The organism is Caballeronia glebae (assembly GCF_001545035.1).
In the GTDB taxonomy this organism is placed as follows: domain Bacteria; phylum Pseudomonadota; class Gammaproteobacteria; order Burkholderiales; family Burkholderiaceae; genus Caballeronia; species Caballeronia glebae.
This window is the reverse complement of the sequence record NZ_FCOJ02000002.1, coordinates 219,422-243,017: the sequence shown is the minus strand read 5'-3', so window position 1 is coordinate 243,017 and position 23,596 is coordinate 219,422. Positions and strand designations below refer to the sequence as shown.

The window sequence follows — 23,596 nt, the reverse complement described above, 5'->3', positions numbered from 1 at the left end:
CCTTCAGGTTTGGGTCGAAGCATTGTCGCCGCGCCTGCGAGACAGCCAGAAGTGGCCCGATTGCCAATCTTCGCCGGAATCGGGCCAAAATAACCGGATTCGAACTTCTTCCGGTGTCACGTCATGAATCGCCATTCGATCGCCGTCGTCGCGTTCGACCGCATCAGCCCGTTTCATCTCGCCGTGCCGTGCATCGTGTTCGGCGAGGAGCGCGGCGAATTGGGCGTGCCGTCGTTCGACTTTCGCGTCTGCGCGGCCGAGCCGCATGCGCTCGCGACATCGGCGGGCTTCTCGATCGCGGCCCGCCATTCGCTCGACGATCTCGCCGCCGCCGACGTGATCATCGTGCCGTCGTGGCGCGATCCCGCCGAAACGCCGCCTGAAGCGCTGCTCGACGCGCTTCGCGCGGCGCACGCACGCGGCGCGCAGATCGTCGGACTGTGTCTCGGCTCGTACGTGCTCGCGGCGGCTGGCCTGCTCGACGGCCGCGCGGCCACGACGCACTGGGCGTTCGCCGACGATTTCGCGCGCCGTCATCCGCGCGTGCGGCTCGATCCGAACGTGCTCTATATCGACGACGGCAACATCACGACCTCCGCCGGCACCGCGGCCGGACTCGATTGTTGCCTGCACGTGCTGCGCAAGCTCGTCGGATCGCACGCGGCAAATCAGGTCGCGCGGCGGCTCGTGGTGGCGCCGCATCGGCAGGGTTCGCAGGCGCAGTTCATCGACGAGCCGGTTCCCGAGCGCGCGCACGGCGAAAGGCTCGCCGGGCTGCTCGACTGGCTGCGCGCGAATCTGCAAACGGACCATTCGCTCGACGCGCTCGCCGCGCGCATGGCCATGAGCCGCCGCAACTTTACGCGGCGCTTTCGGGACACGACGGGAACGACGGTTGGCGCGTGGCTCATCGGGCAGCGTGTCGCGTTCGCGCAGCGGCTGCTCGAAGACACCGATCTGCCGATCGATCGCATCGCGGAACAAAGCGGCTTTCGCACCGGCGCGACGTTGCGCCAGCAGTTCGCGCAGACGCTGAAGACGTCGCCATCGGCTTATCGACGGGCGTTCCGGGGTGCGTGAGCGCTATTGCAGTCCGACGTGCTGCGCGAAATACGCGAACAGCGCGATGCACACGAGCATCGCCGCCCACGCCCACACGGGCAGGCCGAGCGGATGCGGATCTTGTGAATGATCGCGCTCGCGATGCACGAAACCGTGTCCGTGCAGCCGATGCCGCAACACGCCGCTCGCGTGGGCATCGGCGGAAGGCGCGCGCATCGCGCCCGAGCGACGCGAGAACGCAGCCGACATCGCGCCCGGCCGCAAAAACACATGCCGGCGCTCGGCGCTTTCGCCCGCCGCGCGCATCGACGGCAAGCCGTGCTTCGCGCGCACCACTTCGCAAAACTCGGCGAAGAAGTCGTCGGCGCCCTCGCGCAACGCGTTCTCGATCTGACGCGCGGGCAAGCCGGCGAGCGGTCCTGATACCGTCGCCCAGACGGTGTATTCGATCCAGGTCGCGGCGCCGTCGTCGTCGGGATTCAGCGCGACCGCGATCTGCCCGCGCAACGAGCCGACGCCTTCGCCGCGCGCCTTGAAGCTCAGCGTGCGCGCGTAGGCACCATCCTGCGATTCGTCGCCGTCGCCGTCGCCCTCGCCTTCGCCCGCCGCATGCGCCGCCTGACGCGTGCGCCCGGCGTCGTGCGCGCGGATTTCGTAGCGCGCCCGCAGCGCGCCGAGTGGCACGATCAGCGTGAGGACATACTCGCCGCCGGGCGTGCGCGTAAACGATTCGCAATTGTCGAGGCTCGCGCGCAGCAACGCGATATCGGAGAGCGCCTCGCGAACGTGCGCCGGTTCGAGCGGAACGCACAACGCATCGGTGACTTCCATTCGAGCCTCCGGGGCAAGGATCGCATGCGTTCGTTATGGCTGAGCGGCTGGGGCGTGTCTGTTCGGCTGCGCGCCTAGGACGTTTCGTCGATGCGATCGACGCGCGAACCGTAAAACGCGAGATAGCCGCTGATTTTCACGGCGGCGTCGAGCGGCGACTCGTAGCTCCACGCGGCGTTCTCGACCGGGCCGTCCTCGGTCAGCAGATGATAGTGCGTCGCCTGGCCCTTCATCGGGCAATGCGTGATGTGAATCGAGCGTTCCAGGCGCGCCATGTTCACGTCGGCGCGCGGAAAATAGTGCACCTTTTCCACGCCTTGCTCGATGAGCGTGAGAGACGCGTGCGTGTCGGCGTAAGTCACGCCCTGATGAATCACGCGGCAGCGCCGCCCGTTCAGCGTGATCTCGATGTGATGCGCCGTTTCGTGCCCGTCGTTCAGATCCGTGCCCATCGTGCCGCCCCTCCCGCGTGAGAACCGATATCCCAAGAAAAAGCCACGAGTCATCGAGACACCTGTGGCTTGATTATGAGACAAACTTCCGATGCTGCGTGAGCGCTTTCGATGGCCCGGGCGTTTCCCTTTCGACGCCCGCGCTTGCTGAATGTTCCAGTGAAACGCCGCCTTTGCCTTGCCCGGCCGGGCGACCGTCACCGCCTGCATCTTCTCGCGATCCTTGGGCATGCTTCGTGCCCGCTCCGCGATCGCCGACAGCCGCTGCGACGACATGAAAAAAGGGGCGGCCGCCCTTTCCGGACAACCGCCCCTCTGAATGCCACGTTGCTGCTGCGGCGTGCTTGCTGCTTGCTGCTTGCTGCCTGCTGCTTGCTTGCGTTGCCTGGAGTCCGTGCTTAGAACTCGTAGCCCACTTGAGCGCGGACACCCGTATCGCCATGCGGCGTGAGCGACAGCGCACCGTTCACCAGCCAGCGGCTGTCTTGCGAACGATAGGTACCGCCGACACCCATTGCCGTATAGCCCTTGTAGTTCGCAACACCCGCTGCCACGATCGTCTTGCCCGGTTCGCGCGGCGTGAGATTCGGCATGGCCATCGCGGCCGCGACGCCGGAGTACGCAGCACGCGCCACCGAGTTGACGCTGCTTTGCACCGAAGCCACCTGGTTCATGTTCGCCGCATCGGTGCCATTGACGCCCGGCGCCACGTTCGTGATTCGACGCTCGTTGCCTTGCGAGCCCACGGAGACGGTATTGTCCTGATCGGCAACCGAGCCGCTGCCGAGCGCAACCGAGTTCGCACCCGAGGCATTCGCACCGTTACCGATGGCAGTCGAACCGGAACCGCTCGCCACCGCAGGCGTGTCAGTCTTGTCGGAGGCCAGGACCGAGTTGGCGCCCGAGACGTTCTGGACAAGCGTCGAGAGGTTGGTCACTTGCTGGTTGGTCGCGTACAACTGCGAGCCGTTGACCGCGTCCGTGCTGTCCGCCGCGAGCGTGCCGGCCGCCACACCCGTTACCGTGCGAGCGCCCTGGGTGCCCGTCATGTCGACGACCGTGCCGTCCGTGTTCTTCGCCACCGTGATCGTGCGCGAGTTCGCGTCTTGCTGCACCAATCCGATCGTGCCGCTGTTGATCTGATTGTTGATGTCCGCAATGTCCGTCGTGTTCTGCGCGATCTGCGTGGTGTTGTTGGCAACGTTGGTCGTCAGGTTCGCGATGTTCGTCGTATTTTGCGTCACGCTGGCGCCGATGTTCGCGATGTCCGTCGTGTTTTGCGTCGTACGGGCATCGATGTTCGAAATCGCGTCGCCTACGTTGTTCACGACGTTGCCGTTGACGGTGTACGTCGGCGCGGTGACGGAGCCGTCGCTGTTCACCGTCGAGCCGCCGCCCATCGCCGAAGCCGTCGAGCTGGCCAGCGCGTAAAGTTGCGAGCCGTTGACCGCCTGCTTGCTGGCGCTCGTCACCGCTCCCGCCGCGACGCCGTCCAGCACGCGCGCACCCGACAGACCCGCAAAGTTCACGACTGTACCGTCCGTGTTCTGGGCGACGTTGATGTTGCGCGTGATCGCATCCTGCTGCACCAGACCGATCGCACCGTTGTTGATCTGGTTATTGATGTCGTTGATCGACGTCGTGTTACCGGCGATGTCCGTCGTGTTCTGCGCGACCGCTGCGTTCGTCGTGTTCAACTGCGACATGTTCACCGCGTCAGTGTCCGCCACACCCGCTTTCACGCTCTTCAGCGCGCGCGCGTTGCCGTTCACATCGGCGAAGTCCACCGCCTTGCCGTCGGTGTTCTTGCCCACCGTCAGGTCCGCACCCGGCGCAGCCTGCTGCACCAGACCGATCGTGCCGTTGTTGATCTGGTTATTGATGTCGTTGATCGACGTCGTGTTACCCGCGATGTTCGTCGTGTTAGTCGCGATATCGGTTGTGTTCTGCGCGACCGCGGCATTCGTCGTGTTCAACTGCGACATGTTCACCGCGTCAGTGTCCGCCACGCCCGCTTTCACGCTCTTCAGCGTGCGCGCGTTGCCGCTCACATCGGCGAAGTCCACCGCCTTGCCGTCGGTGTTCTTGCCCACCGTCAGGTCCGCACCCGGCGCAGCCTGCTGCACCAGACCAATCGTGCCGTTGTTGATCTGGTTATTGATGTCGTTGATCGACGTCGTGTTACCGGCGATGTCCGTCGTGTTCTGCGTCACCGCTGCGTTCGTCGTGTTCAACTGCGACATGTTCACCGCGTCGGTGTCCGCCACGCCCGCTTTCACGCTCTTCAGTGTGCGCGCGTTGCCGCTCACATCGGCGAAGTCCACCGCCTTGCCGTCGGTGTTCTTGCCCACCGTCAGGTCCGCACCCGGCGCAGCCTGCTGCACCAAACCGATCGTGCCGTTGTTGATCTGGTTATTGATGTCGTTGATCGACGTCGTGTTACCCGCGATGTTCGTCGTGTTAGTCGCGATGTCCGTCGTGTTAGTCGCGATGTTCGTCGTGTTAGTCGCAATATCCGTCGTGTTCTGCGCGACCGCTGCGTTCGTCGTGTTCAACTGCGACATGTTCACCGCGTCGGTGTCCGCCACACCCGCTTTCACGCTCTTCAGTGTGCGCGCGTTGCCGTTCACATCGGCGAAGTCCACCGCCTTGCCGTCGGTGTTCTTGCCCACCGTCAGGTCCGCACCCGGCGCAGCCTGCTGCACCAGACCGATCGTGCCGTTGTTGATCTGGTTATTGATGTCGTTGATCGACGTCGTGTTACCGGCGATGTTCGTCGTGTTAGTCGCGATATCCGTCGTGTTCTGCGTCACCGCGGCGTTCGTCGCATTGAGTTGCGACATGTTCACCGCGTCTGTCGCGGCCACGCCGGCGGCGACATTGTTGACCTTGTTGCCACCCATGTTGACCGTTTGGCCTGCGCTCACGGTAAGGCCGCCATTGGCCGTCACCATGCCCGCAAACGTCGGATTGGCGACCACGCCCACTGTCACCGTGTTGCCGCTGCGAGTGACGGTGGCGTTCGTGCCGGCCGCGAAGTTCGCCGTAGCGCCCGGAGCAATGTTCTGCGAGGAAGCACCGCCGTCGGTGCTCAGGTTCCAACCTTTGTTTGCCGTCGTGTTGGCCGCATCGGCCGTCGACTGCGCGGTCGTCGCCGAAGTGTTCAGCTTGCCCAGGGCCGCATCGACCTTGCCGAAGCCCGTGCCGACATCCGTCGCCGCGCCACTCGTTCCGGCGATGCTGTTGGCATTGCCCAGCGCATAGCTCGGACCCGTGAGGGCGCCGGTCGTGGTGTTGTAGTTGGCGCCGCCGCCCAGAGCCGTGGCTGTGGTGGTGCCGACGTTATTGACCTTGGCAACCTCGGACTGCAACTGGCTGACGTTGACCGCATCGGTCGCGCTCGCGCCGGCGGCCACGTTGGTCAGACGGCGCTCCTTGCCGCTGGAACCTAGCGACACTTCGCCATTGGCGGTCGAGGCGATGCCCGACAGCGTGCCGGCGCCAGGGTTGTAACCGGCGATGGTCAAATTGGCCGTGGTCGTGGAGTTGCTGCCCAGCGCCACGCTGTTGGCCGACGATGCAGAGGCGAGTGCGCCCAGCGCCAGGCCATTGGAAGCCGTGCTCTTGGCGGCGTTACCCACGGCCGTGCCATTGCCGGCCGACACCGTTGCATTGGCGCCCAGCGCCGTGGCGTAATTGGAGCCGCTGTTGCCGCCGCCGTTGTCCGCCGAGGCTGACGCACCCAGCGCCACGTCACCGACGCTTTTGGCTTGGGCGGCATTGCCGATGGCGATCGCATAGTCATTCACCGTTTTGGCGTTACTGCCCACGGCCACAGTTGCGGCACCGGCGGCCGAGCTTTGCACGCCCACGGCGGTCGCGTTGTTACTCGACGTCGCGGCGGCATAGCCGAAAGCCGAACCGTAGGCTGCCGTTACCGATGAGTTGGCGCCCGTCGCCGTGCCACCGGCCTGTGTCACCAACACGCCGTCACCTAAGCCCGTGGCATAACCCAGGCCGTTCGAGAGATTGGTTGCCGGGGTGACCACCGCGTTAGCGCCGATGGCAATCGAGTGCCCGTAACTACTCGTGGCGTTGTAGCCGATGGCCATCAGGCTACCCGAGTTAGGCAAATAACCATCAATGGTCGTCGCGCCGCCACCGAGGGTAATTGCGCCAGCACCGGTTGCCTTTGTATTCGCGCCAATGGCGACGATTTGCGCGTAGCCACGACCAGCGACACCTGCGATGGCGCCGCCACCGACGGCGATGCTATCGGAGGCGTAGTTCACCGAGTCCGGCAGCGCCGAGTTGATGCGGAAATACTTGATGCCACCACCGTTGTTGATATTCGTGATGCTGCTGTTGAGCGAGCCCAGGGCCGCGTCGACCTTGCCGAAGCCCATGCCGACGTCCGTCGCCGCGCCACTCGTGCCGGCGATGATGTTGGCATTGCTCAGCGCATAGCTCGGACCCGTCACGGCGCCCGTGCCGCTGTTGAACGTCGCGCCTCCGCCCAGTGCGGAGACGATCGGCGTGATCTGCGAAACATTCGTCGCATCCGTCGCCGCCGTGCCCGCGGCCAGGTTGTGCATCTGGGTGGACGACATGTTCACGCCGCTAGCGGAGTTAAGCGTGATTCCCGGGCCTTGGATGGTCGTCCCAGTTGAATTCAGGTACAGACGGTTGGTGCCGTTGGCACCGCTGCCGTACCAAATCCCCGCGTTGTTGTCCGCTGCCCACACGCCGCCCGTCGCGCCGGTGGAGTCGCCCGACAAGTAGGAAATGTTGGCGCCCGTGAAATTCGTCACCGTCGGGCCCCAGGATGAACAGCCTGTCGCGCTTAGCGTGCTGCCCGCGTGGGCACAGTAGTCGGTGCCGCCGTATTCGTAGCCTACGGAGGCGTCTGCGAAGGCGCCGCCACTGAATATGACAGAGCCGAGAGCAATCGCCGATTTCAGCAGCGTATTCCTTCGCACCGCATGAGTACGACCCGACGACTTCGTGCGGCCTTTTGCTGTTTCCGAGGCGACGGCCCAGCCGCCGGTTGCGCAATTCCAAACGATGCGATAGATCTTGTTCATGGCAGTCGAAGTACTCAAGTAGTGGAGTGGCGTTATGAAATCGCTTTTCCAAGCCACCCGAATTGGAGGTAATTGGAAGTAATAGGTCGACCTGTAGCGGACCATCCCGAATGCCCGCTGAATACGAGCAGGAAACTGAATTCCGGCGATGTCAGGCGGCTTTCGTACTTCGCTACGAGGCGACTATTACTGGCACTAACGCGATTTATCTTGAAATTGGACTATATATATCTGCCTATTAGCAGACAGTAGGCTGCGTCCTAAAAGACGCAAAACTTTTTAGAATTAATTCAGGTATTTCTTATTGGCAATTTGCGATTTTTTTATTTTTAGATGGGAGCAAATTTCAATCTGATTGCGCGATGAGGTGAACCGGCCATCAGAGTCTCGGCCTCAATTCAATGTCGGCCTGAAGGCAGTTTTTTGCGATCGTTATGCGATTGCCGAGCCAGCGCGCTGCCAACGATCACCGACTGCGTACCGATCGCGAGCCTATTCTTCGAAAGGCGCGCGCACCCTGCGATCTTCGCGTCTCGACGCAATCCGCGGACACGCGTTCGCGTCAGTCTTCAAACTCAACGAGCGAGCCAGTCGCGCGCGTACTCGGTCGTCGAGGCGTGCCTGGAGATCGACCGCGCATGCGAAATCTTGCGGTCCGCTTCGGCCCAATCCGCGCGATGCCCTTCACGCAAGCCGGCGAGCGCGTCGCATCGTTCTGCGGACGCGCGACGAATTGAGCCGATACCCGCGCGGTTGCGAGCGCGCGCGGGGTTCATACGCCGCATCGGTGACGAAGTTTTTCCGCACATCGAGCAAGCCCGGCGAACGCGCGAGCGACGCATTCAAGTCGCGGACGGACGGCCATAATTCGGGCGGCAGCCGCAGGTCAGAAAGCAAAAAAGCCACGAACCTTCGACCCTGAAAGTCGATGCCCGTGGCTTATTTCTGAAACATCTTCGATGCGAGAGTGAGCGCCTCCGATGCGCCGTGCCCTCGCGCTCCGAAACCCGCGCTTACTGAATGTTCCAGTGGAACGCCGCCTTCGCCTTACCCGGCCCGGCGACCGTCACCGCCTGCTTTTTCTCTTGATCCTTGTACTTCGCGTAGACCGTATAGCTGCCCGGCGGCAGCTTGACGAGCATGTACGGTCCCATCGACTCGGTGGAAAGCACTTCGCCGCCCTTGCCGCCGACGATGCGCACGTTCACGCCCGACAGATAATCCGCGGTCGGGCCCGTGAAGCGCAACGACAGCGGCCAGTGCGCCTGTTCACGCAACAATGCGTGCGATTCGTCGAGTCCCACGCCGCCGGACGTGTACGAAACGTCGCCCTGCTGCTGAATCTGCGGCAGGCCGCCGCCGTTGGTGTTGCCGGCGCTCGACGAATCGGAAGCGGTGCCGCCCGTCGTTTGCGCCCAAGCGCCGCCCGTCATGCCCGCGCTCACCGCCGCAACGAGAAGCGCGGCTGCCAGCTTCCCCGTAGTTCTGCTCGTCATATTTCCGCTCCTTTGTCCGATGCCGCCGCGCCCGCAAAGCGCCGGCGGCGTCACGCCCGATGCGTCGATCTCACGCGATGGGGCACCAGGAAACCGTGGAGCATGGTTCGTGCCCGCATCGCGCATGCCGACGCAACCGCGTCAACCGAGATCGACGGGCACGAAGATCTGCGCGTCGTCGCGCTGGATCAGGAGCGCGATGCTGTCGCCCGCGTGCTGAACCATCGACTTCAACTGCTGCACCGATGTAACCGGCTGGCCGTTCACGGCAAGGATCACGTCGCCCGGCTGGATGCCCGCGTTCGCCGCCGCGCCGCCCGCCTGCTGCACGAGCAGGCCGCGCGAGAGCGAATCGTTCTGCTTCTCCTCCGGCGTGAGCGGGCGCACCGCGACGCCGAGGCGCGCGTCCTGCGCCGACGCGCCGTCGTCGCCCGCGTTCGCGCTGGCGGTCTTCGCATCCTTCAGCGCGCCGATGGTCACGCTGAGTTCCTTCGCGCCCTTGTCGCGCCACACCGTGACCTTCGCCGATGTGCCCGGCGCCAGACCCGCGACCAGCGAAGGCAGCGAGGTCGAATCGCCCACCGGCTCGCCGTTCAGCGCGGTGATCACGTCGCCCGGTTGCAGGCCCGCCTTCGCGGCCGGTCCGCCCGGTTCGACCGAACTCACGAGCGCGCCCTGCGGCGACTTCATGCCGAACGAGTTCGCGAGCGTCTGGTTCATGCCCTGCACCGTCACGCCGATGCGGCCGCGATCCACGTGACCCGTCTTGATGAGCGCGTCCTTGACCTTGATCGCCTCATTGATCGGGATAGCGAACGAAAGTCCCTGGAAGCCGCCCGTCTGCGAATAGATCATCGAATTGATGCCAATCACTTCGCCTTGCAGATTGAAGAGCGGGCCGCCCGAGTTGCCCGGATTCACCGGCACGTCGGTCTGGATGAACGGCGTGTAGTTCTCGTTGGGCAGCGCGCGCGACTTCGCGCTGATGATGCCCGAGGTCACGGTGTTGTCGAATCCGTAAGGCGAGCCGATCGCGACGACCCACTGCCCGACCTTGCTGCCGTTGGGATCGCCGATCTTCACCGTCGGCAGATTCTTCGCCTCGATCTTGAGCACGGCGACGTCCGATTGTTTGTCCGCGCCGATGACCTTCGCGCGGTATTCGCGCTTGTCCGTGAGCTTCACGGTGACGATATTCGCGTTGTCGACGACGTGCGCGTTCGTGAGGATATAGCCGTCGCTGCTCACGATGAAACCGGAGCCGAGGCCTTCGCTCGGACGATCCGCGTTCGGGCCGCCATCGCCGCCGCCGAAGCCGGGCATGCCGCCGAAGCGCTTGAAGAACTGATAGAGGGGATCGTCCGGGTCCATCGGCAGTTGATTCTGGCCGCGGCGCGCGGACGTCTGCTTGACGACGTGCTTCGCGCTGATGTTCACCACGGCCGGGCCGTAGGTTTCCACGAGACCGGAGAAGTCGGGAATGCCCGTCTTGGCGGCGGCTTCGGCGGGCATCAGCGCGGCAGCTTGTACGGGCGCTATGACCTGCGGTGCAGGAACGTTGTTATGACCCGCCACGTAGCCCGCCGACAAGGCAATGGCAACGGCCGCCGCGACGGCGCTGCGGGTGAGAATCTTCGCTTTCATCGTGTGCTCCTGACGAGGAATGCGCTCTTGCAGAGCGCGCTGTATCGATGAAAGAAGATTACGGGGTGTCGCTTAAAGCTCTCTTAAAAAAGACACGCCCTTGGTGCTACGGCCTGAATTCGAAAGGATCGCGAACGCGCGCATCAAAACGTTACGACAACCTTAAGGCCGCCGGCATCCGACTCCGCCAACGTCACCGTCACGCCATGCTGCTCCGCGATGCGCTTCACGATCGCGAGCCCGAGGCCGCTGCCGGACACGTCCGTGCGCGCGCGCTGCGCTCCCTCGCCCACGCGATAAAACCGGTCGAACACCCTTTCTCGTTCTTCTTGAGGAATGCCCGGCCCAGTATCGGAGATTTCGACGACAGGATGACCGTCGTTCGTCTTGAGACACACATCCACGCGACCGCCCTTCGGCGTGTACTTCGTCGCGTTGTCGATGAGATTGTTGAACATCACGCGCAACGAATCGGGCTCGCCCACGACGGTCGCCGGCTCGCTCGCCTCGATGCCTAGATCGACGCCGCGTTCCTGCGCCACCAGCACAGAGCCGCGCACGCATGATTCGAGCAGCGCCGCGAGATCGAGCGCGGCGAACGCGGCCTTGCCATCCGGCTCCGAACGCGCGAGCGCAAGCAATTGCTCCGCAAGCCGCGTCGCGCGCGCGATGCCTTCGTGCAGATCCTTGAGCGCCTCGCGCCGCGTTCCGTCGTCTTGCGCGCGCGCGACGAGCTGCGCCTGAATCTGCACCGCCGCGAGCGGCGTGCGAAGCTCGTGCGCGGCATCCGCGACGAAGGCTTTTTGCGTGTCGAGCGCGGCCGACAAGCGCGAAAGCAGCGCATTCAACGCGCGCACGACCGGCCGCACTTCCTGCGGCAGCCGCCGGTCGGAAAGCGGATCGAGCGCTTCGGGATGACGCGTATCGAGCGCGCGCGTCACGCGTTGCAAAGGCGCGAGCCCGACGCCGACGATGATCCAGATCGCGAGCCCGAGCAGCGGCAGCAGCAGCACGAGCGGCCACAACGTGCGCCACGCGACGCCCGCCGCGACGCGATTTCTGATCGACAGCGGCTGCGCGAGCTGCACGACGTTATCGCCGACGATCGCGCTATACACGCGCCATTCGCCGCGCGGCGTCATTTCGGTGGAAAAGCCGAGTTCCGCGTGAGGCGCGAGCGGCACGCGCGGATGCGAGTAGTACATCAGCACGCCGTTGCGATTCCAGATCTGGATGACGACGCCCTCGTCGCTTTCGCTGCGCGAACTGAGCACCGAGGAAAACGGCTCCGACGGCAACGCCGCCGCGATCTGCTGAAGCTGGTAGTCGAAGAGTTCGTTGGCCTCGGCGAGCGCCTGCCGATAGATGAGCCACCCCGCAAAGCCCACGCCGACGATCACGAGCGCGAGCAGCCAGATCAGCAATTGCCGGCGGATCGACCGCATCAGGCGTCCTTCGCGACCATGTAGCCGAGGCCACGCACGTTGCGGATGAGATCGGCGCCGAGCTTCTTTCTCAGCGAATGGATATACACCTCGACCGTATTGCTGCCGATTTCCTCGCCCCAGCCGTAGATCTTCTCTTCGAGCTGGCTCTTCGACAGCACCGCGCCGGGCCGCGCCATGAGTGCTTCGAGCAGCGCGAACTCGCGCGCCGAAAGCGCGACGGGATTGCCCGCGAGCGTCACCTGATGACCGACCGGATCGAGCGTCAGCTCACCGTGCCGCACGAGCGGTTCGCCGCGCCCCGCGTGACGGCGGATGAGCGCACGCATACGCGCGCCGAGTTCGTCGAGATCGAAGGGCTTGACGAGGTAATCGTCGGCGCCGGCGTCGAGCCCTTTCACGCGATCCGCGATAGCGTCGCGCGCCGTGACGATCAGCACCGGCAGCGAGTTGGAGCGCGCGCGCAAGGTCTTGAGCACGTCGAGACCATCGCGCTTGGGCAGGCCGAGATCGAGCAGCATCAGATCGTACGGCTCGCCCGCGACCGCCGTGAGCGCCGCCTCGCCGTCCTGCACCCAGTCGACTGCGAAGCCGTCCGCGCGCAGCGCTTTGCGCACGCCTTCGGCGATCATCCGGTCATCTTCGACAAGCAGGATTCGCATGGCACATGTTTGTTGGTAGTGACGTGGAGCAGCCCTCGGGCCGCGGCCCATTGTAGCCGTGCAGCGTCGCCACAGGCTTAAACGGGACTTAACGGCGCGGATCGTCCGCTTTCGGAGGACAACGATGTGTCGCGCCCGAAGCGCAATCGTGAGGATTTTTAACCCGTGCAGTTTCCGCAAGCCAGCTTGTCTACAATAGCCGCTTTCCGCGCGGCGCAATTCCGCCCGGCCACGCGCCGCCGCTCGCCATCCAGCCCAAAAACAACGCTCACAACGCTTCGTCCATGCCGCTCGCTTTCCGTTCCGTGTCCCGCCGACTTTCTTCCTTCGCGCTCGCCGCAGCGCTCGCCTGCGCGGCGCTCGGCCATATGCCCGATGCCAATGCGCGCGGCGGCGGCTCGAAGGCCGATTCGCAAGGGCACGCGCCGCAGCGCGCGGCCATCGGCGGAGCCAAGTCGAAGCGCGCGAAGGCCGAGCGCGCCGCCCAGGCGAGCGTGCCGGCCGGCCCGCTGCCCGCATCGGTGATGACCGCGCTCGCGCGCGCCCACGTGCCGCTTTCGTCGATGAGTGTGGTCGTGCAGCGCGTCGGCGCGCCGGTGCCGCTCGTCTCGGTCAACGCGAACGAGCCGATGCTGCCCGCTTCGACGATGAAGCTCGTCACCACCTTTTCCGGCCTCTCGATGCTCGGCCCGGACTATCGCTGGAAGACGACGGCGTATGCCGAAGGCCAGATCGATGCGCAAGGCGTCCTGCACGGCAATCTGTACATTCAGGGCACGGGCGATCCGAAGCTCGTGCCGGAAGAGCTGATCGATCTCGTCGATCAGATTCGCAAGAACGGCATCACGGGCATCGACGGCGCGCTCGTGCTCGACAAGCGTTACTTCGACGCTTCCACGCGCGATCTGCCCGCCTTCGACAACGACGACAGCGCGCCCTATAACGTCGGCCCCGATCCGCTGCTCTACGCGTTCAAATCGTTGTCCTTCACGCTGACGCCGAACGCGGACGGGCAAGTGTCCATCGACGTGCTGCCGCAACTCGCGCAACTGCAGATCGACAACGAACTGCACGTCACGCGCGGCGCGTGCGTCGGCTCGCTTTCGGCGGCCTCGCCGAGTGTCGCGCAGACGCAAGGCGGCTTCGTGCAGGCGTCGTTCGTCGGCGACTATCCGTTGCGTTGCGGCTCGCGCACGATCAACGTCGCGGCGCTCGATCATTCGACCTTCTTCGCGGGCGGCTTCCTCGCGCTCTGGAAGCAGGCGGGCGGCACGTTCGAGGGCACGACGCGCGAAGGCCCGACGCCCTCGAACGCGCGGCTCGTGGGCACGCATCGCAGCCCGGTGCTGTCGGATGTCGTTCGCGACATCAACAAGTTCAGCAATAACGTGATGGCGCGCAACCTCTTCCTCACGATCGGCGCGGCGCAACTGAAGCCGCCCGCGACGACGGCGAAATCGGCCGCGGCGATCCAGGCGTTCCTGAAACGCAGCGCCCTGCCGATGAACGGTCTCGTGCTCGACAACGGCTCGGGCCTTTCGCGCGACGAGCACATTAGCGCGTCCTCGCTCGCCGATCTGCTGATGGCCGCGAACGCGAGTCCGGTCGCGCAGGTGTTCGTCGAATCGCTGCCGATCGCGGGCGTCGACGGCACGATGCGCAACCGTCTCACCAACGCGGGCGCGCTCGGCAACGCGCACATCAAGACCGGCACGCTGCGCGATGTGCGCGCGATCGCGGGCTACGTCGGCGCGGCGAACGGCGAGAGCTATGTCGTCGTGAGCTTCATCAACGATCCGCGCGCCGAGGCCGCGCGCGCCGCGCACGATGCGTTGCTCGAATGGGTGTACGAAGGCGCGCGCCGTCCGGGCGCGGCGGACTGAACATGCGCTGGACGCGGCGCTGACGGGCATGGAAGCCCGCGGCGACCGAAGATTTCTTCTACGAAGTCGCGTTCGGAAAGACACGCGGCGCGTGTACGCTGTCGGGCACGGCGCTCGGCCGGAAGCTTCGCGCGTAAGGATGGACGCGCGGCATCGCTTAAACTCGCAACTACGCGGCATAAGACCGCATCACGGTCGGACGCCGTAATCAAACTAGAAAACACGTAAGAAGGGAGACGAGGTCCATGAAGACGCAACGCTCGACGCGCGCCGCACTGGTGCGCTTTGTCCAAGTCGCGACGGCCAGCGCGGCCTTTGCCCTGATCGCCGCGTGCGGCGGCGGCGGCGACGACAACAACAATTCCACGCCCGCGGGCGGCGTGAAGCTGCAAGTCGTGTCGTTCGGCGACAGCCTTTCCGATGTCGGCACGTATACGCCGGTTGCGGCCGCGAACTTCGGCGGCGGACGGTTCACGACGAATCCGGGTCAGATCTGGGTGCAGAACGTCGCGCAGTATTACGGCGATACGCTCACGCCCGCGATGACGGGCGGGTTCGGCGTTGCGCCGCAGACGCAATCGGGTCTGGGATACGCACAAGGCGGCGCGCTGGTGACGAATCCGATCGGCATCAATCACGTGTCGAGCGATCCGGCGAATTACACGGGCGCGCTCACTGTGCCGGTCGTGCAGCAGTTGCAGAACTATCTCACCGCGCATGGCAGCTTCAATGCGGGTCAGCTCGTGATCGTCAATGGCGGCGGCAACGATATCCTCTATAACTTCCAGCTGGCCGTGGCCGGCGCGATCACGCCTGCTCAGGCGAGTGCGGCGATCGGCAAGGCGGCGATCGATCTCGCGGGCGTGATCGGCAAGATCGTGCAGAGCGGTGCGACGCACGTGCTGGTGTCGAACGTGCCGGACATCGGCGCGACGCCGCAAGGCTTGATGGTTTCGGCGGCGCAGCGCGCGTTGCTCACGCAGGCATCGCTCGGCTTCAATCAGGCTCTCGCGGCGGCGTTGACGCAAACGGGGCTGATGTCGAAAGTGATCTATCTCGACATCGTGCCGGTGCTCGCCAATGTCACCGCGAATTTCGCGCAGTTCGGCTTCACGGTGTCGAACACCGGGACGGCTTGTAATCTGCAGGCGATGGCGGCGGCGGCGAAGAAGTTCGGCGAGCCGAATCCGCAGGCTTTCGCGACTTCGCTGTTCTGCTCGCCGGAGACGTTGACCGTCGCGGGCGCGGATCAGACGTATATGTACGCGGACACCGTCCATCCGACGACGCATCTCGGCGCGCTCTACGCGCAGGCGGCGGAGCAAGTGGTTGCTAAGTCGGGGTTGGGGAAGTAAGGGATTCGGTTTAGGGATGGGAAAGCCGCTCGGTTGAGGTATCGCCGGGCGGTTTTTGTTTTGGTGGGTTGGTCTTCGGAGGGGCGGAGGAAACTCGCGTCTGTCGGTTGCGGGCGCGACCAACAAGGGGCTATCTCCGCGCAAGCGGAGGAAACGGCGTCACGCAGTTCTTGCAATCCATCGACTACGGTCTATCTCCGCGCACGCGGAGGAAACTGCCGCAAGCACGCAGCCATTAGATACACCCCGGGTCTATCTCCGCGCACGCGGAGGAAACCACTGACCCGAAACCGAGCCGCGATACATGAAAGGTCTATCTCCGCGCACGCGGAGGAAACTCGCGCAGAAGCGCTTCAGCGGCAAGATAAAAGGGTCTATCTCCGCGCACGCGGAGGAAACGACGGGCCCCTATATTGCCGACCTGATGAGGCGGGTCTATCTCCGCGCACGCGGAGGAAACATCGCGACACCGTCACACGGCACGGCGTATCAAGGTCTATCTCCGCGCACGCGGAGGAAACCGGGTCGTATTGAGCTGGCCAGTCCGCGACTGCGGTCTATCTCCGCGCACGCGGAGGAAACCAAGCGGGGCCTGAAAACGGACCGGAAAAAAGAGGTCTATCTCCGCGCACGCGGAGGAAACTGCGAATGACGTTTCCAACGCCGGGAAGACTCGGGTCTATCTCCGCGCACGCGGAGGAAACTCATCGACTACGAAATCCGACGCCCCGAGCGTGGGTCTATCTCCGCGCACGCGGAGGAAACCCTAGATCATAACCCACTGATCTAAAAGCAAAATCCCCACAACACATCTTCATAAAATCCGACCCAACCCCCACCCTCACTCCTGCGCCTCGAACGCCGCCGCCGCCCTCCCAAGTCTGTCGTTAACAGCAATCCACTCGACCGTCTCCGGCAGCTTCTCGATCAGAATCCGCTCGACATCCGCCCGATCGAGCGCCCGCAGCAGCCCGTAAAGATCGCGCGCGTAACCCTGCGGATCTTCCGGCGCAGCCACAAAATGCACGTTCGCCGCATGCGCCCATTCTCCCGCGCTCGACGCACGCGCAACCAGCGCGATCTTCTTCCCGCTCGCCCGATCCCGAGCCGAAAGCAGCGGCGCGATCGACGCAAACGGCAGCAACGCCAACGGCGTTCGCGGCGCGTAATGCGCTTTCAACGTCCCCGATGCGCGCGGCGCGGTCGCATCCGACCCATCCGGCAACTTCGGCGCGATCCCGATGACATCCGCGATCTGCTGCGGACTCACGTGCCCCGGCCGCAACAACGCCGGGAATCCGCGCGACAAATCCAGAATCGTCGATTCGATGCCGACATCCGCCGCGCCGCCATCGAGCACATGCACGGCATCGCCGAACTCGTCGCGCACGTGCTGCGCGGTCGTCGGACTGACATGGCCGAAACGATTCGCGGACGGCCCCGCGACGCCACCCTGCCTGTCCGTTCCCAGACGACGCCGATGAAACGCCGACAACAATTGTTGCGCCACCGGATGCGACGGGCACCGCACGCCGACAGAATCCTGTCCGCCGCTGACCGCCGCCGGAATATGCGCGGCGCGCTTGAGAATCAGCGTCAAAGGCCCGGGCCAGAAGGCATCGATGAGCTTTTGCGCATCGGCGGGCAGTTCGCGCACCCAATAGCCGGGATCGGCCTCGGGCGCGAGATGCACGATCACCGGATGATTGGCCGGCCGCCCTTTCGCGGCATAGATTCGCGCGATGGCGTCGGGATTCTCGGCGTCGCCGCCGAGCCCGTACACCGTCTCGGTCGGAAACGCGACGAGCTCGCCGGAGTCGAGCAAGGCGGCGGCTTCGTCGATCTGCGCCGCGCTCGGATAAATGAGGGTCATTGCTTCTACTACGAAAGAGCTCAATCGAGCGAGATGTGCAGCATACGCGCGCAGTCGCGCGCTGCCGTGCGCGCTTCTTCGAGCGTCGCCGCCGTGAAATTGATGTGGCCCATCTTGCGGCCGCGTCGCGCCTCTTCCTTGCCATACAGATGCAGGCGCGCCGCCGGCATCGCGGCGACTTCCGCCCACGCGGGCGCACGCGCCTTGGCGCCGTCGAACCAGATATCGCCGAGCAGATTCAGCATCGCGGCCGGCGAATGCTGGCGCGTGTCGCCGAGCGGCATGCCGGTCATCGCGCGCACTTGCTGCTCGAATTGACTGGTGGCGCAGGCATCGACGGTGTAGTGGCCGGAATTGTGCGGGCGCGGCGCCATTTCGTTGGCGATGAGCGAGCCATCTTCCAGCACGAAGAATTCGACGCACAGCACGCCGACATAACCGAGCTTCGCGGCAATCGTGAGCGCGGCGTCCTGCGCCTGCGCGACGAGGGCAGCGGAGGCATCGGGCGCGGGCACGACCGTCTTCGCGAGAATGCCGTTCACGTGCACGTTCTGCGCGAGCGGGAACACGGCCGACTTGCCGTCGCCGCCGCGCGCGATCAGCACGGACACCTCGTACTTCAGCGGCATGCGCTTTTCCAGCACGCACGGCACGCCCGACAGCGACGCATGCGCGTTGCGCACTTCCGCGACGTTGCGCACGCTGACCTGCCCCTTGCCGTCGTAGCCGAGACGCGCGGTCTTGAGAATGCCCGGCAGCACGGCCGCGATCTTCTCGTCGGGCAACGCGGCGAGCGCCTCCGCCGATTCGATCACGACATGCGGCGCAACCGGCACGCCCGATTCCGCAATGAAGCGCTTCTCCGCGACGCGATCCTGCGCGATCGCCACGCAGCTCGCCCCCGGACTCACGAAGGTGCACGACGCGAGGAATTCGAGACTCGCGGAAGGCACGTTCTCGAATTCCGTCGATACCGCCGCGCACAGGCGGCCGAGCTCGATGAGCGCGGCGCGGTCGTCATATGCGGCGCGGATGTGGCGATCCGCGACGGCGCCCGCGGGGCTCGTCTCGTCCGGATCGAGGACGGCGACGCGATAGCCCATCGATTGCGCGGCGAAGCAGAACATGCGGCCGAGCTGGCCGCCGCCGACCATGCCGAGCCAGGCGCCCGGCAGAATGGGAGACATCGGGGAGTTTTGTGGGTTCATCGTGGCTGAACGTGGGCTACGTTGCAAACTGTGAGCGGCGCGCGCCGTACCCGGCGCGCCAGACAGGACCAAGCGTGATCAAGCGGAATCAAGCGGGATCAAAGCGGCGGCAGCGCCATGTCCCGCGCCGCCTGATTCTGCTTCACGCGAAAAGCGGCGAGCGCGTCGGCGAACTTCGCATCGGCGACGCTCAGCATCGATACCGCGAACAGCGCCGCGTTCGCCGCGCCCGCCTCGCCGATGGCGAACGTCGCGACCGGCACGCCCTTGGGCATCTGCACGATCGAATGCAGCGAATCGACGCCCTTCAGATACTTGCTCGCCACCGGCACGCCGAGCACCGGCAGCGTGGTTTTCGCGGCGAGCATGCCGGGCAGATGCGCCGCGCCACCCGCGCCCGCGATGATCGCCCGCACGCCGCGCGCCCGCGCGCTCTCGGCGTAGGCGAACATTTCGTCCGGCATGCGATGCGCCGAAACGACCTTCGCCTCGTAAGGCACGCCGAATTCCTGAAGCATCGCGACGGCATGCTTCATCACTTCCCAGTCGGAGCTGGAGCCCATCAACACGCCGACGAGCGGCGCTTCGTGCGTATGCGCCGCGGTCTGTACTTCGCTCATTCCATTTCCCTTGAATTGCGCGCGCCGCTTCACGAGCGGCGCTTCATCCGACGATTACGAAAGCGTCTTGCCAGTGAGACGCTGCAACGCTTCCTGATATTTCTCCGAGGTCTTCGCGATCACGTCATCGGGCAGCTTCGGCGCGGGCGGTTCCTTCTTCCACGGCTGCGTTTCGAGCCAGTCGCGCACGAACTGCTTGTCGAAGGACGGCGGATTCGTGCCGACCTGATAGCCATCGGCGGGCCAGAAGCGCGACGAATCGGCGGTCAGCACTTCGTCCATCAGGTAGAGATCGCCCTTGTTGTCCAGACCGAACTCGAACTTCGTATCCGCGATGATGATGCCGCGCGTCGCCGCGTACTCCGCCGCTTCCTCGTACAACTGGATGGAAATGCGCTTGATCGTCGCGGAAAGCTCGGTGCCGATGCGCCGCTCCATCTCATCGTAGGTGATGTTTTCGTCGTGATGGCCCATTTCGGCCTTGGCCGCCGGCGTGAAAATCGGCTCGGGCAGCTTCTGCGCATTCTGCAGGCCCGGAGGCAATTCGACGCCGCACACCGCACCCGTCGCCTGATAGTCCTTCCAGCCGCTGCCCGCGAGATAGCCGCGCACCACGGCCTCGACGAGAATCGGTTCCAGCCGCTTCACGACGACCGCGCGATCTTTCACCTGTTCGGCTTCGCCGGCGGCGACAACCGTCGCCGGATCGATGCCCGTGTTGTGATTCGGCACGATATGGCCGAGCTTCTCGAACCAGAAATCGGCCATCGTGTTCAGCACGCGGCCCTTGTTCGGAATCGGCTCGCCCATGACGACGTCGAATGCGGAAAGCCGGTCGGTGGTCACGATCAGGAGCTTGTCGTCATCGACGGCGTAGTTGTCGCGGACCTTGCCGCGGCCGAGCAGCGGCAACGATTTGATCGTGGATTCGTATAGCGTGGACATCGTCATGTACCGGAGAAGGACTGAAAAGATGAGCCCCGCGCCTCGTGCACGAGGCCGCGGGGAAACAAACGCGAACGGGTTCCGAACCCGGAACCCGTTGATTTTACTTTACAAAACCCGCCTGATTCAGATCAGTCTCATTTCACGATCTGAGCAAGCGTGCCGGCCTTGTACTTTTCGGCGATCTTGTCGAGCGAAACCGGCTTGATCTTGCCTGCCATGCCTTCGCAGCCGAACTGCATATAGCGCTGACGGCAGATTTCCTTCGCCGCTTCGCGCGCGGGCTTCAGATAGTCGCGCGGATCGAACTTCGACGGATTTTCGAACAGATAGCGGCGGATCGCGCCGGTGATCGCGAGGCGCAGATCGGTGTCGATATTCACCTTGCGCACGCCGTGCTTGATACCTTCCTGAATTTCTTCGACCGGCACGCCGTAGGTTTCCTTCATGTCGCCGCCGAATTCGCGGATCTCGGCGAGCAGTTCCTGCGGCACCGACGACGAACCGTGCATCACGAGGTGCGTGTTCGGAATGCGCTGGTGAATTTCCCTGATGCGGTCGATGGCGAGGATATCGCCCGTCGGCTTCTTCGAGAACTTGTACGCGCCGTGCGACGTGCCGATGGCGATCGCCAACGCGTCGCATTGCGTCTGCCTGACGAAGTCGGCGGCCTGCTCGACGTCGGTCAGAAGCTGCTCGCGCGTCATCGTGCCTTCGGCGCCGTGACCGTCTTCCTTGTCGCCCTTCATGGTTTCGAGCGAGCCGAGCACGCCCAGTTCGGCCTCGACCGTGACGCCGATCGAATGCGAAAACTCCACGACTTGCTTCGACACCGCGACGTTGTACTCATACGACGCGACCGTCTTGCCGTCGGCTTCGAGCGAGCCGTCCATCATCACGCTGGTGAAACCTGAGCGGATCGCGGCCATGCACACGGCCGGCGACTGGCCGTGATCCTGGTGCATCACGACCGGAATATGCGGATACGACTCGACCGCCGCCTCGATCAGATGGCGCAGGAACGCTTCGCCCGCGTACTTACGCGCGCCGGCGGACGCCTGCATGATCACGGGCGCGTTGACTTCGTTCGCGGCCGACATGATCGCCTGCACCTGCTCCAGATTATTGACGTTGAAGGCCGGAAGGGCGTAACCGTGTTCGGCTGCGTGATCCAGCAATTGACGCATTGATATGAGAGGCATTGTGGTGAAACTCCATGATGTAAAACGAATTCGAGGCCTGTTTGCCGATGAAACGGTTTTGCGGATGCGACGCCGCCCTGTGGATGATTTCTGGCATTCCCGAAGGCTTGCCCTGCATGGGCAGCATGATCGTTTTCATAGGCAGACAGGCCTTGCGCGCTCGATTCCGCTCTCGGGCGGTTTTCGGCTTGATCGTTGCATCGACTGACGAATATGGCTCCGTCGTCTGGCGCGCTTGTTGAAGCGCCCGCCGCTGCTGGCAGGGCGGGCGCTCCGGACGTGCGACGAATCGCGCGATCCTTGCTCGCGCATCGTTCTCGTTATTGCTTACGCCGGCTAAGGCGTGCGATCGACTCAGATATGGTCGCCCACGCGCACGATCTTGAGCGTGTTGGTGCCGCCCGCCTGGCCCATCGGTTCGCCGACGGTCAGCACGACCATGTCGCCGCGCGCCGCATAACCCTTCGACACGACCACTTCCAGCGCCTGATTCAGCGCGGCGTCGCGGTCCATGTTCGTGTCGACGTGCAGCGACGTGACGTTGCGGTACAGCGCCATCGTGCGTTCGCTGGAAACGCGCGGCGTCAGCGCGAAGATCGGCACGTGGCTCCAGTGACGCGACATCCACAGCGCGGTCGAGCCGGATTCCGTCAACGCGACGACAGCCTTCGCGCCAAGGTGATAAGCGGTGAACAGCGCGCCCATCGCAATCGACTGGTCGATGCGCGTGAACGTGCGGTCGAGGAAATCGCGATCGAGCTGCGACTCTTCCGACTTCTCCGCTTCGACACAAATGGCCGCCATCGTCTCGATGGTCGTCACCGGATATTTGCCCGCGGCGGTTTCGGCGGAGAGCATCACGGCGTCGGTGCCGTCGAGCACGGCGTTCGCCACGTCGGACACTTCGGCGCGCGTCGGCACGGGCGCGTGGATCATCGATTCCATCATCTGCGTGGCGGTGATCACGAGCTTGTTCGACTCGCGCGCCATGCGGATCATGCGCTTTTGCAGCGCCGGCACCGCCGCGTTGCCCACTTCCACCGCGAGGTCGCCGCGCGCGACCATGATGCCGTCCGACGCGTCGAGAATGCCCTGCAACGCGGGAATGGCTTCGGCGCGCTCGATCTTCGCGATCATCTTCGGCTTGATGCCGTAGGGCGCCCCAGCGATGTTCGCCAGTTGCCGCGCCATTTCCATGTCCGTCGCGTTTTTCGGGAACGACACCGCGACGAAGTCCGCGCCGAGCGACATCGCCGTCTTGATGTCCTCCATGTCCTTCTCGGTCAGCGCGGGCGCGGTGAGACCGCCGCCCTGGCGGTTGATGCCCTTGTTGTTCGAGAGCTCGCCGCCGACCTTCACGACCGTGTGAATCTCCTCGCCGATCACGCGCGTCACGTCGAGCACGATGAGGCCGTCGTTGAGCAGCAGCACGTCGCCCGCGCGCAGATCGCGCGGCAGATCCTTATAGTCGAGACCGCAACGCTCGTTGTTGCCGAGCGTGCAATTGGCATCGAGGATGAACGGATTGCCCGCGACGAGCATCGTCTTGTTGTTCTCGAACTTGCCGACGCGGATCTTCGGGCCTTGCAGGTCCGCCATGATCGCGACTTCGCGGCCGATCTGGCGCGCCGCGTCGCGGACTATCTCGGCGCGCTGGCGATGATCGTCGGCGGTGCCGTGCGAAAAGTTGAAGCGTACGACGTCGAGACCCGCCTGAAGCATTTGCAGCAGGATGTCCGGGCTCGTGGAAGCCGGGCCGATGGTGGCAACAATCTTGGTAGCGCGATGCATGTCTTTCCTCGTCTCTGTAGGAACGCCCGTGTTGAGGCTGCGA

The 23,596-nt window shown here is 64.4% G+C and carries 16 protein-coding genes and 1 CRISPR repeat array; of the genes, 3 read left to right on the top strand and 13 right to left on the bottom strand.

Translation table 11 applies throughout. From position 1 onward, the window contains the following. Window positions 1–123: 123 nt before the first annotated feature. Window positions 124–1,080 carry a helix-turn-helix domain-containing protein gene (locus tag AWB82_RS02715; RefSeq protein ID WP_086965565.1) on the top strand — a complete coding sequence of 319 codons (957 nt, stop codon included), beginning with the start codon at window positions 124–126 and terminating at the stop codon, window positions 1,078–1,080. A gap of 3 nt (window positions 1,081–1,083) precedes the next feature. Here the strand turns inward: AWB82_RS02715 and AWB82_RS02710 are convergent, their stop codons facing one another. From AWB82_RS02710 to AWB82_RS02675, 7 genes are all read right to left on the bottom strand, one after another. Next, window positions 1,084–1,893 (bottom strand): CoxG family protein, encoded by an 810-nt coding sequence (locus AWB82_RS02710; protein WP_086965563.1) that lies wholly within the window; start codon window positions 1,891–1,893, stop codon window positions 1,084–1,086. Window positions 1,894–1,967: 74 nt separating this feature from the next. Then, the gene (locus tag AWB82_RS02705; RefSeq protein ID WP_086965622.1) at window positions 1,968–2,345 is read right to left on the bottom strand and encodes a DUF427 domain-containing protein; all 378 of its coding nucleotides are present in this window, start codon (window positions 2,343–2,345) and stop codon (window positions 1,968–1,970) included. Window positions 2,346–2,743: 398 nt separating this feature from the next. Continuing rightward, window positions 2,744–7,429 carry an ESPR-type extended signal peptide-containing protein gene (locus AWB82_RS02700; RefSeq protein WP_159462553.1) on the bottom strand — a complete coding sequence of 1,562 codons (4,686 nt, stop codon included), beginning with the start codon at window positions 7,427–7,429 and terminating at the stop codon, window positions 2,744–2,746. Window positions 7,430–8,442: 1,013 nt separating this feature from the next. Continuing rightward, window positions 8,443–8,925, bottom strand: coding sequence for a hypothetical protein (locus tag AWB82_RS02690; protein ID WP_086965557.1), 483 nt, complete (start codon window positions 8,923–8,925; stop codon window positions 8,443–8,445). A gap of 141 nt (window positions 8,926–9,066) precedes the next feature. After that, complete coding sequence (locus AWB82_RS02685; RefSeq protein ID WP_086965555.1) at window positions 9,067–10,569, bottom strand: DegQ family serine endoprotease; 1,503 nt, start codon at window positions 10,567–10,569, stop codon at window positions 9,067–9,069. 143 nt (window positions 10,570–10,712) lie between these two features. Then, a complete protein-coding gene (locus tag AWB82_RS02680) occupies window positions 10,713–12,014 on the bottom strand; it encodes an ATP-binding protein (RefSeq protein WP_086965553.1) in 1,302 nt (433 codons plus the stop codon). Beyond that, window positions 12,014–12,676 (bottom strand): response regulator, encoded by a 663-nt coding sequence (locus AWB82_RS02675; RefSeq protein ID WP_086965551.1) that lies wholly within the window; start codon window positions 12,674–12,676, stop codon window positions 12,014–12,016. The genes AWB82_RS02680 and AWB82_RS02675 overlap by 1 nt, the downstream gene beginning before the upstream one ends. Window positions 12,677–12,960: 284 nt before the next feature. On the opposite strand from AWB82_RS02675, the gene dacB reads away from it, so the two are divergent. Both dacB and AWB82_RS02665 read left to right on the top strand, forming a co-directional pair. Then, window positions 12,961–14,559: a D-alanyl-D-alanine carboxypeptidase/D-alanyl-D-alanine endopeptidase gene (dacB, locus tag AWB82_RS02670; protein WP_086965549.1), complete on the top strand. Its 1,599-nt coding sequence runs from the start codon at window positions 12,961–12,963 to the stop codon at window positions 14,557–14,559. Between the two features lie 245 nt (window positions 14,560–14,804). Then, on the top strand, window positions 14,805–15,914 hold the full coding sequence (locus AWB82_RS02665; protein ID WP_086965547.1) for an SGNH/GDSL hydrolase family protein: 1,110 nt from the start codon (window positions 14,805–14,807) through the stop codon (window positions 15,912–15,914). A gap of 127 nt (window positions 15,915–16,041) precedes the next feature. After that, a CRISPR array of direct repeats spans window positions 16,042–16,679; the repeat unit is 28 nt; unit sequence GGTCTATCTCCGCGCACGCGGAGGAAAC. A gap of 76 nt (window positions 16,680–16,755) precedes the next feature. Here the strand turns inward: AWB82_RS02665 and AWB82_RS02660 are convergent. The 6 genes from AWB82_RS02660 to pyk all read right to left on the bottom strand — a co-directional run bounded on the left by AWB82_RS02660 (window position 16,756) and on the right by pyk (window position 23,553). Then, a complete protein-coding gene (locus AWB82_RS02660; RefSeq protein WP_086965545.1) occupies window positions 16,756–17,787 on the bottom strand; it encodes an L-threonylcarbamoyladenylate synthase in 1,032 nt (343 codons plus the stop codon). Between the two features lie 20 nt (window positions 17,788–17,807). Beyond that, window positions 17,808–18,995, bottom strand: coding sequence for a 5-(carboxyamino)imidazole ribonucleotide synthase (locus AWB82_RS02655; protein ID WP_086965543.1), 1,188 nt, complete (start codon window positions 18,993–18,995; stop codon window positions 17,808–17,810). Between the two features lie 98 nt (window positions 18,996–19,093). After that, complete coding sequence (purE, locus tag AWB82_RS02650; protein ID WP_086965621.1) at window positions 19,094–19,615, bottom strand: 5-(carboxyamino)imidazole ribonucleotide mutase; 522 nt, start codon at window positions 19,613–19,615, stop codon at window positions 19,094–19,096. Between the two features lie 54 nt (window positions 19,616–19,669). Next, window positions 19,670–20,560 carry a phosphoribosylaminoimidazolesuccinocarboxamide synthase gene (locus AWB82_RS02645; protein ID WP_086965620.1) on the bottom strand — a complete coding sequence of 297 codons (891 nt, stop codon included), beginning with the start codon at window positions 20,558–20,560 and terminating at the stop codon, window positions 19,670–19,672. Window positions 20,561–20,697: 137 nt separating this feature from the next. Continuing rightward, entirely contained in the window at window positions 20,698–21,762 is a 1,065-nt protein-coding gene (gene fba / locus AWB82_RS02640; RefSeq protein WP_086965541.1) for a class II fructose-bisphosphate aldolase, read from the bottom strand. 354 nt (window positions 21,763–22,116) lie between these two features. Continuing rightward, entirely contained in the window at window positions 22,117–23,553 is a 1,437-nt protein-coding gene (pyk, locus tag AWB82_RS02635) for a pyruvate kinase (RefSeq protein WP_086965619.1), read from the bottom strand. Between the last annotated feature and the right edge of the window lie 43 nt (window positions 23,554–23,596).

Bases quoted from the DNA above. Each gene is read 5' to 3' on its own strand.
- AWB82_RS02705 (WP_086965622.1), bottom strand. From the start codon at position 2,345: ATGGGCACGGATCTGAACGACGGGCACGAAACGGCGCATCACATCGAG.
- AWB82_RS02680 (WP_086965553.1), bottom strand. From the start codon at position 12,014: ATGCGGTCGATCCGCCGGCAATTGCTGATCTGGCTGCTCGCGCTCGTG.
- AWB82_RS02690 (WP_086965557.1), bottom strand. From the start codon at position 8,925: ATGACGAGCAGAACTACGGGGAAGCTGGCAGCCGCGCTTCTCGTTGCG.
- AWB82_RS02715 (WP_086965565.1), top strand. From the start codon at position 124: ATGAATCGCCATTCGATCGCCGTCGTCGCGTTCGACCGCATCAGCCCG.
- AWB82_RS02660 (WP_086965545.1), bottom strand. From the start codon at position 17,787: ATGACCCTCATTTATCCGAGCGCGGCGCAGATCGACGAAGCCGCCGCC.
- AWB82_RS02710 (WP_086965563.1), bottom strand. From the start codon at position 1,893: ATGGAAGTCACCGATGCGTTGTGCGTTCCGCTCGAACCGGCGCACGTT.
- AWB82_RS02665 (WP_086965547.1), top strand. From the start codon at position 14,805: ATGAAGACGCAACGCTCGACGCGCGCCGCACTGGTGCGCTTTGTCCAA.
- AWB82_RS02645 (WP_086965620.1), bottom strand. From the start codon at position 20,560: ATGTCCACGCTATACGAATCCACGATCAAATCGTTGCCGCTGCTCGGC.
- AWB82_RS02675 (WP_086965551.1), bottom strand. From the start codon at position 12,676: ATGCGAATCCTGCTTGTCGAAGATGACCGGATGATCGCCGAAGGCGTG.
- pyk (WP_086965619.1), bottom strand. From the start codon at position 23,553: ATGCATCGCGCTACCAAGATTGTTGCCACCATCGGCCCGGCTTCCACG.
- dacB (WP_086965549.1), top strand. From the start codon at position 12,961: ATGCCGCTCGCTTTCCGTTCCGTGTCCCGCCGACTTTCTTCCTTCGCG.
- AWB82_RS02700 (WP_159462553.1), bottom strand. From the start codon at position 7,429: ATGAACAAGATCTATCGCATCGTTTGGAATTGCGCAACCGGCGGCTGG.
- fba (WP_086965541.1), bottom strand. From the start codon at position 21,762: ATGCCTCTCATATCAATGCGTCAATTGCTGGATCACGCAGCCGAACAC.
- AWB82_RS02655 (WP_086965543.1), bottom strand. From the start codon at position 18,995: ATGAACCCACAAAACTCCCCGATGTCTCCCATTCTGCCGGGCGCCTGG.
- AWB82_RS02685 (WP_086965555.1), bottom strand. From the start codon at position 10,569: ATGAAAGCGAAGATTCTCACCCGCAGCGCCGTCGCGGCGGCCGTTGCC.
- purE (WP_086965621.1), bottom strand. From the start codon at position 19,615: ATGAGCGAAGTACAGACCGCGGCGCATACGCACGAAGCGCCGCTCGTC.